This window comes from Brevibacillus laterosporus LMG 15441 (assembly GCF_000219535.2).
Taxonomy (GTDB): Bacteria; Bacillota; Bacilli; order Brevibacillales; family Brevibacillaceae; genus Brevibacillus_B; species Brevibacillus_B halotolerans.
Genome location: NZ_CP007806.1, coordinates 876,632 through 893,841, shown reverse-complemented (window position 1 = coordinate 893,841; position 17,210 = coordinate 876,632). Strand labels below are relative to the sequence as shown.

Here is a 17,210-nt window from a genome sequence, read left to right as displayed (position 1 = left end):
GGGCATATCACTTCCTCTGCCGGTTAATCAAACCAATTCTTTATCCGAGATATTTTTCATGTTCAGCTTGTAAACAGGAATACAGCTCTGGAATCACTTTAGGAAGACGGATTGGTTTTATTTGTGGATTCGTAAAAACATGCTCTGTCTTCCCTGACACTAATAATTTATTGTCATTGACCCGATAAATCTCATAACCAAAGTTCATACGGATGGGCGTTATATGCTCAATAAACGTGCGGATTTCAATCTCATCATCATAGCGTGCTGGTGAATGAAAAGATAAGGTTGCGTTGGTTACTGGCAATAGTACGCCCTTCTCCTCTACCCCTTTATATGATATTCCAGCTACTTCTCTAATATATTCAGTTCGTCCAAGTTCAAACCATGTTAGATAGTTTGCATGATATACAATTTGCATTTGATCTGTTTCGCTGTAGCGAACCCGAAGCTGATAGGTATGATAAAAAGCTGGATTCATTTCATTATAGCCTCCTAACTTCGTAAAGCCTTCTCTCATATAGTAGCACAAAAAGGACCATCGAATAATCTCGATAGTCCTTTTCTTTCTAGAAACAAACGCCTCTTATAGTACAGGAGCCATACCAGTAAAGATTTTACCACGTTCTGAATCAACAGTTACTTCCATACCATCCTTAAAGATAGCTGTAGCATTGTTTACACCGATTACAACAGGTGTATTTAGGTTCAAGCCGACAATAGCTGCATGAGAAGTAAGTCCGCCTTCTTCAGTGATGACTGCTGCCGCACGTTCAAATGCAGGAATCATATCAGAATCAGTACCTAGGCATACCAAAATGGAGCCTTCTTGTACTTTGCTCATTGCCTCTTCTGCTGTGCGAGCAACGACAACATTCCCAGTCACTACTGCTTGCCCGATCCCTTGTCCTTTAGCAAGTACATCGCCAATTACATGGATTTTCAATAGGTTGGTTGTACCTGTTTCACGAACCGGAACACCTGCTGTAATTACAACCAAATCACCGTGTTTAACCATACCTGTTGTCAAAGCTTCACGTACAGCGATGTCAAACATTTCATCTGTTGTTTCTGCTTGCTTCGTTACAACTGGGTACACTCCATACATTAAGGAAAGACGGCGAGCAACACCTTGATGTGGAGTTACTGCGATAATTGGTGCTTTTGGACGGTATTTAGAAACAAGACGAGCTGTATGTCCACTTTCTGTAGAGGAGATAACTGCTGCTGCATTTAGATCAAGAGCAGATTTTACTACTGCTTGAGAAATTGCGTCTGTTACTGTTACACGGTTGCAAGTTGCATGAGCCTTCATTACTTCACGATAGTTCAAGCTTTGCTCTGCACGTAGAGCGATGCTGTTCATGGTTTGAACCGATTCTACTGGATATTTACCTGCTGCTGTTTCACCAGAAAGCATGATAGCGTCTGTGCCATCATAAATCGCGTTCGCTACGTCACTTGCTTCTGCACGAGTTGGACGTGGGTTGCGTTGCATAGAATCCAGCATTTGTGTTGCTGTAATAACTGGTTTGCCTAGCAGGTTACATTTTTGGATCATCATTTTTTGGCAAACAGGAACTTCCTCAACAGGAATTTCTACACCAAGGTCTCCACGAGCTACCATTAAACCATCGGATACTGCCAAAATTTCATCGATGTTGTCAACACCCTCTTGGTTTTCAATCTTGGAGATGATGTCAATTTTTGCGCCATGCTTATCTAGGATTTCACGGATTTCCAATACGTCTGAGCCCTTGCGCACAAAGGAAGCCGCGATAAAGTCAACGCCTTGCTCGATACCAAACTTGATATCTGCAGCGTCCTTCTCAGTGATGCCTGGCAGGTTGATAGAAACTCCAGGAACGTTTACACCTTTTTTACTTTTTAGTGTACCGCCGTTTTTGATAACACAAACGATTTCAGTACCTTCAATTTTTGTAACTTCCAAGCCGATTAGACCATCATCGATTAGAATTTGGCTACCTACTTCTACATCGTTAGGAAGGTCAGGATATGTGATTGATACACGCTCAGCTGTTCCAGCCATCTCTTGAGTTGTTAAAGTGAAGGTGTTGCCCTCTACTAGCTCTACAGCGTCTACAGACATATTTCCTGTACGGATTTCAGGTCCTTTCGTATCTAGTAGGATCGCTACCAATTTACCTGTTTCTTTTGCTGCCTGACGAATATTTCTAATACGAGCGCCATGCTCTTCAAAATCACCGTGAGAAAAGTTTAAACGGGCTACATTCATACCCGCGCTAATTAGTTTTTTTAGTGTTTCCACCGATTCGGATGCTGGTCCAATAGTACATACGATTTTTGCCTTGCGTAACAAAATAATCCCTCCAAAAATTGCTTAGTAATTCTTGTTTTACAAAAGAACAGGGCGTTCATTAACGAACTAGATGCATGAGAACGCCACTGAAATTGTTATGCTTCTTGAAAAGTTACCAATTAAATGGATAGAGAACGCGCTAATTGGTAAATTGACAAGTCTAGTTGATGTTTTTGATCAAGCGCTTCATCAATATCAACGTCTACGATGGTATTGTTCTTAATTCCAACCATGCGATCCGCTTTGCCCTCAAGCAGCAAATCTACAGCAGCTGCACCTAAACGACTTGCTAGCATACGGTCGAAAGCAGTTGGAGAACCACCACGTTGAATATGTCCTAGAACAGTGACACGAGTCTCCCAGCCTGTTTCTGCCTTGATGACATCTGCGAACTGAGAAGCTTGGCCTACCCCTTCTGCCACAATAATGATGGAATGCTTTTTACCGCGGCGATGTCCTGAACGTAGTCGCTCCAGAATATCCTTCATATCCGTATCTGCTTCAGGGATGATGATGGATTCTGCTCCAGCAGCTAAACCAGCCCACAGAGCCAAGTCACCTGCATCGCGCCCCATAACCTCAACAATGTACGTACGCTCATGTGAAGTAGCTGTATCGCGGATTTTGTCAATGCATTCTACTACAGTGTTTAATGCTGTGTCAAAGCCAATTGTAAAGTCAGTGCATGGAATGTCATTATCAATAGTACCCGGAACACCAATTGTTGGGAAGCCAAGCTGAGTTAGTTTTTGCGCACCGCGGAACGAACCGTCACCGCCGATAACAATTAGACCTTCAATTCCGTGTTTCTTTAATTGCTCAACCGCTTTTGCTCGTCCTTCTTCCGTTCTGAACTCGTCGCTACGAGCTGTAAAAAGCATTGTACCACCACGATGAATAATGTCACCTACAGAACCAAGTGTTAATTCCTTGATGTTACCGCTAATAAGACCATTATATCCATTGTAAACTCCAAAAATTTGAACGCCCTTGTAAATAGCTCGACGTACCGCAGCACGAACAGCCGCGTTCATACCTGGAGCATCGCCACCACTAGTTAAAACAGCAATTTTTTTCATCGTACTCACCTCTTCATTTTCTCCTTTCCTTAGGATGGCTCTCTGCATCATTTTCTATTGGTAACGAAAATGAGAAACCTGGGGAAAATTTTGTTAACAAAATCCTGCTAACAGTCTATAGACACCAAATTCATACAATCGAAACCACAAATATTTACCCAATAATTAGGAAAACAGGATGGTGTTATACCAATCCGGTAAATTGGTCACGCAGTATGTATAAATGGCGTATATTGATAGGCTGTTATACAACAAACTTCCGGTTTTAGCCACTCCATTTTGGAATTTGTGACATACTTTTTGTTAGTTTTTCTTTTTTTGCCAAGATCGTCTTCCGAATACTGATTCTAACAGATTTTGAGCGTCTAAAAAAGCAAAAAACTCCCCTTTTTTATGAAAGGGAAGTAAATGTGCCAATTTGTTTAAATTTGTTATAACGATGCTGTACTAATTCTTTAGGGGACAGTTTTTCCAGCTCAGCTAAACCATTAAGCAACGACTGCTTAATAAAACCTGCTTGTTGGATTAAATCACGATGTGCCCCACCAAATGGTTCTGGAATGATTTGATCAATGATACCTAATTCTAATAAATCTGGGGCAGAAATTTTCATGGTTTCGGCTGCCCGCATCGCGAGACTAGAATCTTTCCATAAAAGAGCCGCAGCTCCCTCTGGAGAGATAACCGAATAAACGGAGTTCTCAAGCATATAGATATAGTTACCGACACTAATGCCTAAAGCTCCTCCACTACCACCTTCTCCGATGACCACACAAATAATAGGCACCGTGAAATTAGCCATCTCAAGTAAATTTCGAGCAATCGCTTCGCTCTGTCCGCGCTCCTCTGCTGCTTTACCTGGATAAGCCCCTTGCGTATTAATAAATGTAATGATCGGTCGACCAAATTTCTCGGCCTGCTTCATTAATCGCAACGCTTTACGATAACCCTCTGGATGAGCCATACCAAAATTACGGCTAATATTTTCTTTGGTATCTTTCCCCTTTTGATGCCCGATAACTGTGACAGGCCGGCCTTCTAGGCGTGCAATACCACCAACAATCGCCAAATCATCTCCGTAGGAACGATCCCCATGTAATTCCATAAAATCAGTAAAGATATGCTTGATATAATCAAACGTAGTGGGACGCTCTGGATGACGAGAAATCTGCACGCGTTGCCACGGGGTTAAATTCCCGTAGATTTGCTCGGCCAAATCCTTCGCTTTTTCCTCCAGACGCTTTACTTCATCTGTAAAATCAATCCCTTTTTCTTCTGTAAACTTACGTAGTTCTTTAATTTTATCGCGCAGCTCTACTAATGGTTTTTCAAATGAGAGATCTGTTGCCATTATTCTCCCTCCCTATGTGTGTGCAAAGCGACCAATGTACCTAAAGTATCTCGCATATCTTTGCGATGCACTACCATATCAAGCTGCCCATGCTTTAAGAGAAACTCCGCAGTTTGGAAATCCTTAGGAAGCTCCTGACGAATCGTTTGTTCAATGATACGACGACCAGCAAACCCAATCTGAGCACCTGGTTCGGCAATATTAATATCACCAAGCGAGGCAAAGCTGGCAGATACACCACCGGTAGTCGGATGAGTTAATACGGAGATAAACAACAAGCGTTCATTTTCCATTTGAGCCAATGCAGCGCTGGTTTTTGCCATCTGCATCAAGCTGATCATTCCTTCCTGCATACGTGCTCCACCAGAAGCAGAGAACAGGATAAATGGCAGCTTACGCTCAATAGCGCGTTCAATTGCCCGTGTAATTTTTTCACCAACAACTGCGCCCATGCTTCCCATCCGAAAGCGCGAGTCCATGACACCTAACACAACAGGCATCCCCTGAAGCAGACCCTCGCCCGTAATAACCGCTTCGTTCAAATTTGTTTTGGAACGATCTTGTTCTAATTTATCTTCATACCCCGGAAAATTAAGAGGGTTATCTGAAATTAAATTAGCATCAAATTCTTCCGTAAAGCTACCATTATCCAGTAGCGATTGTACGCGCTCTGGAGAAGATAAAGGAAAATGATGCTGACAGCCTTTGCAGACTCTTAAATTCTTCTCCAAATCCTTGGAATAATGAATTGTTCCGCAATGGGAACATTTATGCATAAGACCTTCTGGAACCTCTTTGGGTTCAACAGTCGGGACTTCCTGCGTCATTGACACGCTTGGTACAGTCGCAAATTTGCGCTTTTTCCCAAAAAGATCTTTGAGCACACTATCACCTCACATTTGTTTCAGTGAAGAACCGTGCCGAGAACCTCTTGCACTTCGGACAGTTCGCCCTCTGGCACCAGTATCTCATATTGCTTGGATACTTTAGCCTCACGAACCTTCACCAGAAATCCTTCACTTGTTAAACGGTGTTGAATACGTTCGGCAATCTTGGCGCTAGGAGCGATGTAGATGACAGTCCACATGATAATCCTCCTTACTGCTGTAAATCTGACAATCTGTGCCTCATCATATCACAGCCCCTACAGCACCTGCAATTTATAACATGCTGTTGTCAAGATGTACCTTCATATATTCCATCGCCTTTACTGCGTTACCTTCGCGTATTGCCTCCATAACCTGCACATGTTCCTGATGAGCAATACGCGCTCTTCCTTCACGTGCTATTGAGTCTTTGCGAATCCCACCACTATATTCCACGAGCGGAGCCCATATCCGGTGTAAGACAGAATTGCGGCTCGATCTGCATATGACCCGATGAAATAAGTAATCTTCCTCCCAAGGAATCTCTCCTCGCTCCAACTTATCCCAAGCAGAATCCAAAATGCGCTCCATTTCCTCAAAGTGCCTAGTCCCTGCTCTGGTGCACGCAAGACGTACAGCATCCAGTTCTAGGATCTTACGCATTTCTACGAGATCTTTTTTGGTTTTTGCATCACGTAAAATGTAAGAGCCTAATAAATCGATCAACCGGTTATGCCGATAATGCTTTAAAAAAGTGCCTTCCCCACGTCTTGTCTCTATTAGACCCAACAGCTCTAAAGCTCGTAGCGCCTCACGTACAGAGGAACGCCCAACACTTAATCGCTCGGAAAGCTCTCGCTCTGAGGGGAGCTTATCCCCAGGACGTAAATTCTCTTCTGCAATGATTTCGTTCAATTGCATGAGAATTCCTTCATACACTTTCCGATTGGTGGAGGAGTCTGTCATCGTACTCCACTCCTTCGGCTAAAAATCAGGAGAAGGCGATTACTATCGCCTTCTCTTATACGGCTACTTCCTATTATTGATCTGAGAAAGCAGAAAGTTTTACGGTTTTAGCTTTTATTTCTTCTAAATCGACATTAATCCGAGCTACACCGCTATCCATCGCAGCTTTAGCAACCGCGGCTGCTACATTCGCAGCAACACGAGGATCAAACGGAGCTGGGATAACAAAATCAGCGTGCAGCTGATCTCCCTCGATTAGATCAGCGATAGCATGTACCGCCGCTACTTTCATTTCTTCATTGATTTGAGTCGCTCTTGTATCCAACGCACCGCGGAAAATGCCTGGGAATGCTAGTACATTATTAACCTGATTCGGGAAATCAGAGCGCCCTGTTCCTACTACTGCCGCTCCTGCCTTTTTAGCTTCATCCGGCATAATCTCAGGTGTAGGATTAGCCATTGCAAAAATAATCGCATCACGATTCATAGATGTAACCATCTCAGGGGTAACAGCTCCTGCTGCGGAAACACCAATGAATACGTCAGCCCCAACCATTGCATCTGCTAGTTCGCCTTCGATTTTGTCACGGTTCGTTAGTAAAGCGATTTCTTCTTTCACTGGATTCATACCAAATTGGCGGCCTTCATACACAATTCCTTTTGTATCACACATAATTACTTCTTTTACACCCATGCTAAGTAAAAGTTTAATAATTGCAATACCAGCGGCTCCAGCACCGTTGGCAACTACACGGATATCTTCTATTTTTTTATTCACTAATTTTAAAGCATTGATGAGACCCGCAGCAGTTACAATGGCTGTTCCGTGCTGGTCATCGTGGAAAATTGGAATGTTCGTTTCTTTTTTCAGACGTTCCTCGATCTCAAAGCATGCAGGTGCTGCGATATCTTCTAGGTTTACGCCTCCAAAAGTTGGCTCTAGAAGCTTTACTGTTTCAATAATCTTCTCTTTGTCCGTTGTATTTAAGCAGATCGGGAATGCATCTACTCCAGCAAACGATTTAAATAATACGGCTTTTCCTTCCATAACAGGCATTGCAGCTTCTGGACCGATATTACCAAGTCCTAGCACGGCCGTTCCGTCACTAACTACAGCTACCAAATTACCTTTCATGGTATATTCGTACACTTTGCTAGGATCATTAAAAATCTCTTTGCAAGGTTCGGCTACACCAGGCGAGTATGCTAGGCTTAAATCATGTGCATCGCGCACTGGCACCTTCGTAACTGCTTCTAGCTTTCCTTGATGTACTCTGTGAAGTTCAAGAGCTTCTTCTCTTAAATTCGACACCTAAATCACTCCATTCCCGCCTGAGTAAATTACCCATATTGTTGTATGTCGAAGTGGTCAGACCACTCAAACGCCGTTACTGTTCATTATATCAAATCATTTCCAACTGTAAACCTGCTATAAAGTGCAAAAAAGGGAGGACTTCGTTCATCCTCCCCCGTTTATGGGCAATTCTTTCTGAATTACACACTCATCTCCCACTATTTCTTTCATTTTCTCCAGTATTTCGCTATTTGCTTCCACTCGATATTCGTTTGGTAGCCGTAATATTTGTTTTTTCTGCTCATAATAAAGCAGAACTGGGGTCATTCCACTGTGCTTGGTAAACAATTCTTTTAACCGAACTAGGGTATCGCCTCTTTCATGCTCTGGAGAGATTTTAATAAATAATACGCTTTCCATCTGTGGCTTAGGCAATGCTTTTCCGTCCCAGATCCTGTTAGCGATCAATTTAGGCGTATCTCCCTGACGATCTATACGTCCTTCAATCACAACGATCGCCTCTTTATATAAAAAGGTTTGGGCCGTTTGAAATATTTTCGGAAAAACAACTACCTCTACTTGAGCCGTTTTATCCTCTACCTGTAGAAATGCCATCGGGTCGCCTTTTTTTGTTTGAATTCGCTTAGCCTCTGTTATCATCCCTACAATTTTTACTACATGCTGATGCGGTAGGTCATCCATATCGGGGATCATGGTTACTTCTTTATGCTGTGTTAAATAAGAATAGGGATCGAGTGGATGACCGGACAGATAGACACCTAATAGCTCTTTTTCCTCTTTTAAGCTCTGTATATGCGAGAAGGGCGGAACCTCTGGATATTCTATCTTCTCTGGTTCTGGTTGATTCCCCTTATCATCAGAGCCGGCTTCACTTGTAAATGCAAACAAATTTAACTGAGCAGCTTCTTTGTCTTTTCGACGTGTACCACCCTTCTCCATGGCTTCATCAAGCATCAATAAAAGCTGAGCTCTATGACCTGGCAATGAATCCAGTGCCCCGCAAATAATCAAAGACTCAATCACACGGCGGTTAACCAATCGACTGTCGACTCTTGAACAAAAATCAACCAGATCTGAAAACGGAGCTTTTATCCGTTCTTTAACAATTGACTCGATTGCACCATATCCTACATTCTTGACAGCAGCCAGTCCGAAGCGAATCGCCTGCTTATCTGGCTCAACACTAAATAATGCTTCACTTGCATTTACGCAAGGAGGAAGCACCGTTAGGCGCAAGCGCTTTGCTTCTTCTACATACTCCGCGATCCTCCCTTGGCTGCCAATTGACATGGATAGTAATGAGGCCATAAAAGCTAGTGAATGATTCGCTTTTAAATACGCCATTTGATAGGCAATAATCGCATACGCTACTGAATGGGCTTTATTAAAACCGTAGTCGGCAAATTTAACAATCAAATCATAAACCTCATTGGCAAGCTGCTCCTCATATCCTTGGGCAATGCTGCCTGCCACAAATTTCTCACGTTGTTCCATCAATAGCTCACGTTTCTTTTTCCCTACGGCCCGCCGTAAAATATCAGCCTCACCTAGAGTAAAGCCTGCCATTTTAGAAGAAATTTGCATGATTTGCTCCTGATAAATAATAAAGCCGTGTGTCTCTTGCAAAATTGCTTCTAAATCGGGATGAGCATAGTGTACGGGAGTTTTCCCATGCTTGGCTTTGATATAGTCTGGAATAATCTCCATAGGCCCTGGACGATATAAAGCAAGAACAGCTACGATATCACCAAGACAGGTCGGCTTTAAATCTCGAAGTACATTACGGATTCCCGCTGATTCTAGCTGAAACACACCTGTTGTATCACCGCGTGTTAGCATTGCAAAGCTTTTTGCATCCTCCATTGGCAATGAGTCTAATGACAAAGGGATGCCCTGACGGTTCATTTCCTTTAACGTTTCCTGAATAATAGTCAGATTGCGTAGACCTAAAAAATCCATCTTTAGCAAACCGACCTGTTCTAGAATATCCATTGGGAACTGAGTAAGTAATAGCCCTTCACTTCCCTCTTGCAGGGGTACGTATTCTGTTAAGGGTTCACGTGAAATCACTACCCCAGCCGCATGCGTAGAAGCATGGCGCGGTAATCCTTCCAATCCCCGGCCTAGCCGGATCAGCTTGGCTACGTCTCGATTTTCCTCCGTTAAACGCTCCAAGTCAGGATTAAGCTTGAAGGCCTTATCAAAGGTCATAGATGGAGATTGTGGAATCATTTTCGCTACGCGATCTACCAAAGCAAGTGATAAGCCTAGGGCTCGGCCAACATCACGCACGGCCGCCCGTGCAGCAAGTGTACCAAAGGTAATAATCTGCGCCACCCGATCATGACCGTATCTGTCTGCTACATAATGAATAACCTCGTCACGCCGCTCCACTGCAAAGTCAATATCAATATCAGGCATCGTAATGCGCTCTGGATTGAGAAAGCGTTCAAACAACAGATCGTGAGCAAGCGGATCTACATTGGTAATGGAGAGCGCGTAGGCGACCAAGCTGCCTGCCGCTGATCCTCGCCCCGGACCGGTTGCTATTTTTTGCTCATGAGCATATTTCATAAAATCCCAAACGATTAAAAAATAATCGGTAAAGCCTGTCCCGGTTATGACAGATAGTTCATAATCTAGGCGCTCCTGCACCTCGGCATGTAGAGCACCGTAACGCTTGACACAGCCTTCTTCACATATTTGTCGTAAATATTGCTCCGCCTCTACTCCCTCTGGTAACGGAAACCGTGGCAAAATGTGTTGGTCTAACTGAATTTCCACCTGACAGCGTTCCGCTATACGAAGGGTGTTTTGTAGTCCCTCTTTCGCGTAGACAAACAGACCAGCCATCTCTTCTGCCGATTTAAGATAATATTCCTCCGTCTCGTAGCGAGATCGGTTAGTATCTGTAATGGTTGCACCTTGGCCGATAGCCAGCAGCACGTCATGTAGCTCTGCTTCCTGCTTTTCCACATAATGCACGTTATTTGTGACTACTAGCGGAATGTGTGTCGCCTCATGCAATCTCAATATACGTTGATTTAGGCGACGCTCTTTTTCAGTCCCATGATCCTGAAGCTCCAGATAAAAGCGCTGTGGGCCAAAAACATCAGCATACCAGCTAGCGGCTTGTCTTGCTGCCTCTATATCGCCTTCTAATAAAAGCTGGTTAATCTCTCCTTCTGTACAACCACTTAGCGCAATCAGGCCGTTTGCATATCGCTTCAGCCTTTCTCGATTGATTCGCGGCAGTATTTGATACCCCTCTGTATGAGCAATTGTAGATAACTGAATTAAATTTTTATAGCCTTGCTCATTCTCGGCAAGTAATGTCAAATGATAAGGGGCCTTGGTTTGTCGTGTCACCCGATCACGCAAATCTCCATCAATTAGATAAATTTCCATGCCAATAATAGGTTTAATTCCTTTCTCAAGACATGCTTTATAAAAAGGAATGACTCCGTATAGATTCGCATGGTCTGTAATTGCTAAGGCCGGCATCTTAAGCTCAGCAGCCTTTTGCACCAATTGATCAATCCGTGCGGCCCCATCTAATAAACTAAATTCGCTATGCACATGTAAATGAACGAAGGATGCTGTCATCATCTTGCTCCTTCCCTACTGATCTTCGTATATTCCTATTATACCCGAAGGAGCAATTGAGGCGAACCTTTATTCGTGTAACAGAAGGATAGGACTTGTAAGAACATACGAATTTTTCCGTTAATAAGTATGCTATAATACAGATGTCATGATTTGTTAATTGAAAAAGGAAGGGTAGGTGTTGCATGATGTGGTTTGCTATTTATTTTACCGGCATGATTGCCTCCCTCATCATGGGAGTCTACTATAGCATTAACGCTCGTCGTCGTGGTCTTCATCCATTGCAATCCCGTATGACACTTGGAAAAATGAATATTTCCTTAGGTTGCCTGCTCATCTTATTTGGTCTCAATCAATTTTCCTTTCAGGACTTAGATGGAATTCGGATTGGGGTTGCTTTTGTAATGCTGTTAGTAGGTATTATTAATCTCGTGCTTGGTACAAAACACTATATCCGCAACAAACAAGAATGGTTACGAGTAGCGGAAACACTAAAATAAAATGATCTATAAAGTAACGAAAAACTGCCATCCTTTCAAAACGGAAGAAGGATGGCAGTTTTTTATTATTGTGATAACGAAAATAAATGGGTTATCATATATTGATCTTTACAAATAATATACTTATCATAAATATAAAGATCAGGTATCTCTTTTTCTCATAACACAATATAATGAAGAATGTTTGAAAATTTTTTGCACAGATGTAACAGGAGGTTTGATTTACTCGTCATATAATGAGTAATTAATTCAGGTCTGTTTATGAGTGTGTAAGCAAGCATGCGAGAATTTTGTTTAGGAGCAATTTGTATGGAGAGAATTGGGTTCGTTATGAAAGAAGCACGGATTTCAAAAGGGATTAGCCTAACAGATATTCATCAAAAAACAAATATCCCGTTGTCTTATTTGGAGGCAATCGAACAAGAGGAATTTTCTAAAATTCCTCATCAAGTGTATGTCCAAGGATTTGTGAAAAGTTACGCTAGCGTTTTAAAACTAGATGTCTCAGCTTATATGGACCAGCTACCAAAGCCGGAGCCTTCCGCTCCGCCCAACTATATTACGCATCAACGGAAATGGAAACTAGGTAGTTTTTTCTTTTCCGGCACAGGTTTTTGTCAATTGCTTGTCGTGATCTTTATGTTATTCATCGCTGGTGTAACCTATTTGGGTTTTCGTATGTAAGAAGTTGTTGGTAAGTGCTCAGATGATTTGTAAAGTCCGATCGTTCTTACTACTCTCAATTCAAAAAATTTCACGTTTCCACAGCGCAAAAACCGGAGCAGGAAATCATTCCTCGCTCCGGTTTTATCATTTTATCATCCGCATTATCTTTCCAAAACCTGCGCTGTAACCATTGCTTTTCCTACCATTTGATCGCGGTGGAACACTTCTACCTCCACCTTGCCAAAGCGGCGGCTCACGTCTAGTAAACGCGGTTTTATCTTTAATTGACTTTCGATCTGAACTGGCTTTAAGAAATAAACGGTAATGTTCTCCGGCACCATATCACCACGTCGATGTCGGCGCAATTCATTACAGGCTACTTCTGTCATGACAGTCGTCAATACGCCACTTGCAATCGTTCCCAAATGATTGGTCATCTGAGGAGTTACTTCACCAATGTAGGTGACTTCATCCCGATCCTTTTCTTCTCGGAACTGACTCATGATCATATTTGGAAAGGTTTCGCTTAATTGCGGTTGCTTCTGCATGTATTGTAACGCTTTCAGAACTTCCTGACGTGTAATGACTCCCAGCAGCTTTTTGAAATTATCCACAACCGGCAACAATTCGATTCCTTCCCATGCCATCAAATGAGCGGCGGAAGCGACAGAGACCCTTGGTGACGTCGTAATTGGGCTGCGTGTCATCACTTTATCCACAGTAACATCATCTTCATTACCGATGATATCCTTAGATGTCAGGATACCAACTAGCCGACGAAACTCATCGACTACAGCAAAGCGTGTCTCTTTATATTTTTCTGTGTACAAATGCCACTTCTTCACTTGATCTGTAGGCAATAAAACGGGAACCTCATCTAATGGTTTTACTATATCCTCTACCATGACAATCTCTTTTTTGATAAGACGGTCATAAATAGCACGATTTAATAAAGAAGCCACACTGAATGTATCGTACGTAGTAGAAATAATCGGTAATTCTAGCTCATCTGCTAGCGCTTTAACTTCCTCACTTGTATCAAATCCACCAGTAACTAATACAGCCGCACCATTTTGTAAAGAAAGACGATGGGCCTGCTCTCGGTTTCCAACAATTAACAAGCTACCCGGTTGGATATATTTGACCATGTTTTCTAGCTTCATGGCACCTATCAAAAATTTATGTAAAGTCTTGTGTAAACCCTCTTTACCACCCAACACACTGCCATCCACAATATTTACTACCTCGGCAAAAGTTAAACGATCAAAGTTTTCCTTATTCTTTTTCTCAATCCGGACAGTTCCTACCCGTTCAATGGTACTAACATACCCTTGTACCTCCGCCTCTTTGATCGCGCGGTAAGCCGTTCCTTCGCTTACTTCGAGATCCTTGGCGATCTGTCGGACAGAGATCTTAGTTCCGATGGGAAGGCGATCAATATGTTGTATGATTTGTTCGTGCTTTGTTGCCAAGTTAGCCACCTGCCCTTTGTTTACCGTTTTTACAAATGAAGGATATTATATGGTTATCATACGAATCATGTATGTACTTCATTAACTTAAAAAGGCTCCTTGCAACAATTTTACCCCATGCCTAGACAAAAAAAAAGGGTGTAACGGCGCCCGTTACACCAAATCACGTATATAATTTAAGGGGGTTTTCATCATGTTTTTATCTTATCCCCTTAATATTACAGGAATGTTACAAACGAATTACAAATGCATTTCATTTCATTCGTTCTTTGTTTACAAACAAAAATTAATTTTCAATACCGTACAGAACCTGTAGAGGCTCAGCTATGATGCGATTAACATCTTCCATAATCTGTCCAAGAACGCGCTCTGCTTCTAGCACCTTACGGATTTCTTGATGAAGCTGAACTGTTTCATACAATTTTTGGATTTGCTCCATATCTGCTTGACCTACTTCTTGTCCGCTCATTTGCTTCATCTGCAATTCAAATTGTTTTTGACGAAAATCAGCTAACATGCGACTAGCCTCTGGGTCTGCACTCACGTTTTGTTGAGCTGCTAGAAATGCTTTGTACTCGTCGCTATCTTTAATGGCACGTGCCAATTCATGCGCTTTATCGTAGTTCACAGTATTCCCTCACTTTTATATTAGGATGTATTGTAAGTAGTGTAACAGATTTGCTTTTAAACTGACAATCTTTGGTTACTTATCTTCTCCTCTAGCTATTAGGCTGAAGGATGAGCATCCACTAATTGAGAGGTACATGCTGGGCAACGCTTAGCCTGTAAAGGAATGCTAGAAATGCAATATGGACACTCCTTGGTCGTAACTGCTTCTTCTTGCTTGATTTCTTCCTTTTTCTTACGTAGTTTATTTAACTGTCTAATCACAATAAAAATACTAAAGGCTACAATGAGAAAATCTAAAACAGAATTCAGGAACAAACCGTAGTTTAGTGTTGCTCCACCTGCTTTTTTTGCCTCTGCTATCGTATTATAATGAGTTCCAGACAAGTTTATAAACAAATTAGAAAAGTCGATACGTCCTAAGAGTAAGCCAACCAATGGCATAATTAAATCATTAACAAGAGAAGTAACAATTTTCCCAAAAGCTCCTCCTATTACAACACCGATCGCCAAATCTACGACGTTGCCCTTCATCGCGAATTCACGAAATTCTTTCCACATATTCATCACCTTTCTTCTGCATTATACATTGTAGTATTATGACCAAAACCAAAGGATGAGACAACTATCAAACTCTCGATTTCCTCCATTCTTTCATTTTTGTTCCTATTGGCCGTGGTTCAGAGGACGATTTTCATTTTCCCAATTCATTGCTCCTAATTCCTTTTTGTTGTTTTGCCCCACTAGTCGTAAGAAAATAAAAAAAAGGTTACACTCCTTTTTACGTACAGAAAACAAAATTTTTTTAGCCTCATTGTAAACTTTCCGTTTTTCATGTAAACTGATATTATAAATAATTAGCTTTAGTGCTTGAAAGCGTATAAGCGTTAAAGTAATACTAAACAAATTTTACCACTAACAGAAAAAGGAGGTCACTCAGATGCAGCATCAACCATCATCTAATTGGACAAAGATTTCAGATTCACTCGCTCTTATTCTCATTTTATTGGTGGTGATTGGTTATCTAGTGCTCAATCTGCAGGCCCCTCCGCAAATCGCTATCTTATTGTGCATCATGATCTCCGTCGCCTTTGGGTTTTGTAAAAGAATACCGTGGAAGGTAATGGATAAAGGAATTCGAGAAGGAATTATTTCTGGTATTCCTTCTATAGTAATTTTTTTGCTGATCGGGGTATTAATTGCGGTTTGGATTGCCTGCGGAACGATTCCAACCATGATTTTATACGGATTCTCTCTTATTTCCGCTGACTACTTTCTGATCACCGTTTTTGTTATGTGCGCGCTCGTTGGCACTAGTATTGGAAGTGCCTTTACGACAGTAGCTACTATCGGTGTTGCCTTTCTTGGTATGGGCAAAATGCTGGGAATTGATTTGGCATTGATTTCAGGGGCTATTATTTCTGGAGCATTCTTCGGAGATAAAATGTCGCCATTATCAGATACAACCAATCTGGCTCCCGGGGTCGCAAAAGTAGATTTATTCGAACACATTCGTCATTTGATGTGGACCACTATTCCTGCTTTTATCATTTCTTTAGTGCTCTACTTTTACTTAGGGAGTTCTGTTACAAGTCAGGTTCCACTAAATTTCGAAACCATCCGTAAGGGCTTGGAAATGAGTTCATTTATTCACTGGAGTACATTCCTGCCACCATTGCTTTTATTTTTTATGGCTTACAAACGGATTCCAGCTATTCCTGCTCTATTTGTAGGAATTGTATCCTCCTTACTATTGATTTTAATTACTCAACCGAATCAATCATTGGTTTCTTTATTAACCATCATGCAAAATGGCTTTGTTTCAACAACTGGACAAGCTGAAGTGGATTCTCTTCTATCACGCGGGGGTCTTCAAAGTATGCTATCGTCCGTCGCACTGATTTTATTAGCCTTAGGTTTAGGCGGAATCTTATATGAAATCGGTGTGATTTCGAATCTGGTTTCCTGTATTCAGCGGTTTGTAAAAACTCGCGGACGACTGATTTTGTCTACTGCTATGTCAAGCCTTAGTATTAATGTGCTGGTTGGGGAGCAATATCTGTCCATTATTTTGCCAGGAAGAGCCTTTCTACCAAGCTTTGAAAAGCTAGGGCTAGCCCGTAAAAATTTGTCGCGTGTGCTAGAGGATGCCGGAACAGTTGTTAATCCACTGGTTCCTTGGAGCGTATGCGGAGTATTCTTGACGGGAGTGCTAGGAGTCGGGACTCTGGAATATCTGCCTTATGCCTTCTTCTGTCTACTATGTCCAATTATTACTGTCATTCTGGGCTTTACGGGAATTGGAGTTCCAAATGAAGTATCTGTCCCCAAGATACAGGAACAATCAAAAGTGTAAATAATGGAATATACTATCAGAGTAATAGCGGTTTGTCATTCATGTGGCAAATCGCTTTTGTTTTA

General features: G+C 41.9%; 15 protein-coding genes. 3 read left to right on the top strand and 12 right to left on the bottom strand.

The genetic code is table 11. From position 1 onward, the window contains the following. Nucleotides 1-40 precede the first annotated feature (40 nt). The 9 genes from BRLA_RS04470 to BRLA_RS04430 form a co-directional block, all read right to left on the bottom strand. Nucleotides 41-481, bottom strand: a complete 441-nt coding sequence (locus BRLA_RS04470; RefSeq protein WP_035317867.1) for an acyl-CoA thioesterase — start codon at nucleotides 479-481, stop codon at nucleotides 41-43. A 105-nt stretch (nucleotides 482-586) separates the two neighbouring features. Next, a complete protein-coding gene (pyk, locus tag BRLA_RS04465) occupies nucleotides 587-2,341 on the bottom strand; it encodes a pyruvate kinase (RefSeq protein WP_003335242.1) in 1,755 nt (584 codons plus the stop codon). A 119-nt stretch (nucleotides 2,342-2,460) separates the two neighbouring features. Then, nucleotides 2,461-3,420: a 6-phosphofructokinase gene (gene pfkA, locus BRLA_RS04460; protein ID WP_003335243.1), complete on the bottom strand. Its 960-nt coding sequence runs from the start codon at nucleotides 3,418-3,420 to the stop codon at nucleotides 2,461-2,463. A gap of 391 nt (nucleotides 3,421-3,811) precedes the next feature. Continuing rightward, on the bottom strand, nucleotides 3,812-4,771 hold the full coding sequence (gene accA / locus BRLA_RS04455) for an acetyl-CoA carboxylase carboxyl transferase subunit alpha (RefSeq protein ID WP_003335244.1): 960 nt from the start codon (nucleotides 4,769-4,771) through the stop codon (nucleotides 3,812-3,814). Next, nucleotides 4,771-5,655, bottom strand: coding sequence for an acetyl-CoA carboxylase, carboxyltransferase subunit beta (gene accD, locus BRLA_RS04450; RefSeq protein WP_003335245.1), 885 nt, complete (start codon nucleotides 5,653-5,655; stop codon nucleotides 4,771-4,773). The genes accA and accD overlap by 1 nt, the downstream gene beginning before the upstream one ends. A gap of 20 nt (nucleotides 5,656-5,675) precedes the next feature. Next, entirely contained in the window at nucleotides 5,676-5,858 is a 183-nt protein-coding gene (locus BRLA_RS04445; protein WP_003335246.1) for a hypothetical protein, read from the bottom strand. Between the two features lie 73 nt (nucleotides 5,859-5,931). Then, nucleotides 5,932-6,603 (bottom strand): FadR/GntR family transcriptional regulator, encoded by a 672-nt coding sequence (locus BRLA_RS04440; protein WP_003335247.1) that lies wholly within the window; start codon nucleotides 6,601-6,603, stop codon nucleotides 5,932-5,934. A 73-nt stretch (nucleotides 6,604-6,676) separates the two neighbouring features. Further along, nucleotides 6,677-7,915: an NADP-dependent malic enzyme gene (locus BRLA_RS04435; protein WP_003335248.1), complete on the bottom strand. Its 1,239-nt coding sequence runs from the start codon at nucleotides 7,913-7,915 to the stop codon at nucleotides 6,677-6,679. A gap of 147 nt (nucleotides 7,916-8,062) precedes the next feature. Next, nucleotides 8,063-11,527 (bottom strand): DNA polymerase III subunit alpha, encoded by a 3,465-nt coding sequence (locus tag BRLA_RS04430; RefSeq protein ID WP_003335249.1) that lies wholly within the window; start codon nucleotides 11,525-11,527, stop codon nucleotides 8,063-8,065. Nucleotides 11,528-11,712: 185 nt separating this feature from the next. Between BRLA_RS04430 and BRLA_RS04425 the strand changes: the two genes are divergently transcribed. Both BRLA_RS04425 and BRLA_RS04420 read left to right on the top strand, forming a co-directional pair. After that, nucleotides 11,713-12,024: a YtpI family protein gene (locus BRLA_RS04425; protein WP_035317946.1), complete on the top strand. Its 312-nt coding sequence runs from the start codon at nucleotides 11,713-11,715 to the stop codon at nucleotides 12,022-12,024. A 309-nt stretch (nucleotides 12,025-12,333) separates the two neighbouring features. Next, complete coding sequence (locus BRLA_RS04420; protein ID WP_003335252.1) at nucleotides 12,334-12,708, top strand: helix-turn-helix domain-containing protein; 375 nt, start codon at nucleotides 12,334-12,336, stop codon at nucleotides 12,706-12,708. A gap of 143 nt (nucleotides 12,709-12,851) precedes the next feature. On the opposite strand, the gene BRLA_RS04415 is transcribed toward BRLA_RS04420, so the two are convergent. The 3 genes from BRLA_RS04415 to mscL form a co-directional block, all read right to left on the bottom strand. Then, complete coding sequence (locus BRLA_RS04415) at nucleotides 12,852-14,162, bottom strand: DRTGG domain-containing protein (RefSeq protein WP_003335253.1); 1,311 nt, start codon at nucleotides 14,160-14,162, stop codon at nucleotides 12,852-12,854. A 286-nt stretch (nucleotides 14,163-14,448) separates the two neighbouring features. Beyond that, nucleotides 14,449-14,790, bottom strand: a complete 342-nt coding sequence (locus tag BRLA_RS04410; RefSeq protein ID WP_003335254.1) for a YlbF/YmcA family competence regulator — start codon at nucleotides 14,788-14,790, stop codon at nucleotides 14,449-14,451. A 98-nt stretch (nucleotides 14,791-14,888) separates the two neighbouring features. Next, nucleotides 14,889-15,350 (bottom strand): large conductance mechanosensitive channel protein MscL, encoded by a 462-nt coding sequence (mscL, locus tag BRLA_RS04405; protein WP_003335255.1) that lies wholly within the window; start codon nucleotides 15,348-15,350, stop codon nucleotides 14,889-14,891. Between the two features lie 379 nt (nucleotides 15,351-15,729). On the opposite strand from mscL, the gene nhaC reads away from it, so the two are divergent. Beyond that, nucleotides 15,730-17,145 carry a Na+/H+ antiporter NhaC gene (nhaC, locus tag BRLA_RS04395; RefSeq protein ID WP_003335257.1) on the top strand — a complete coding sequence of 472 codons (1,416 nt, stop codon included), beginning with the start codon at nucleotides 15,730-15,732 and terminating at the stop codon, nucleotides 17,143-17,145. The last annotated feature ends 65 nt before the right edge of the window (nucleotides 17,146-17,210 follow it).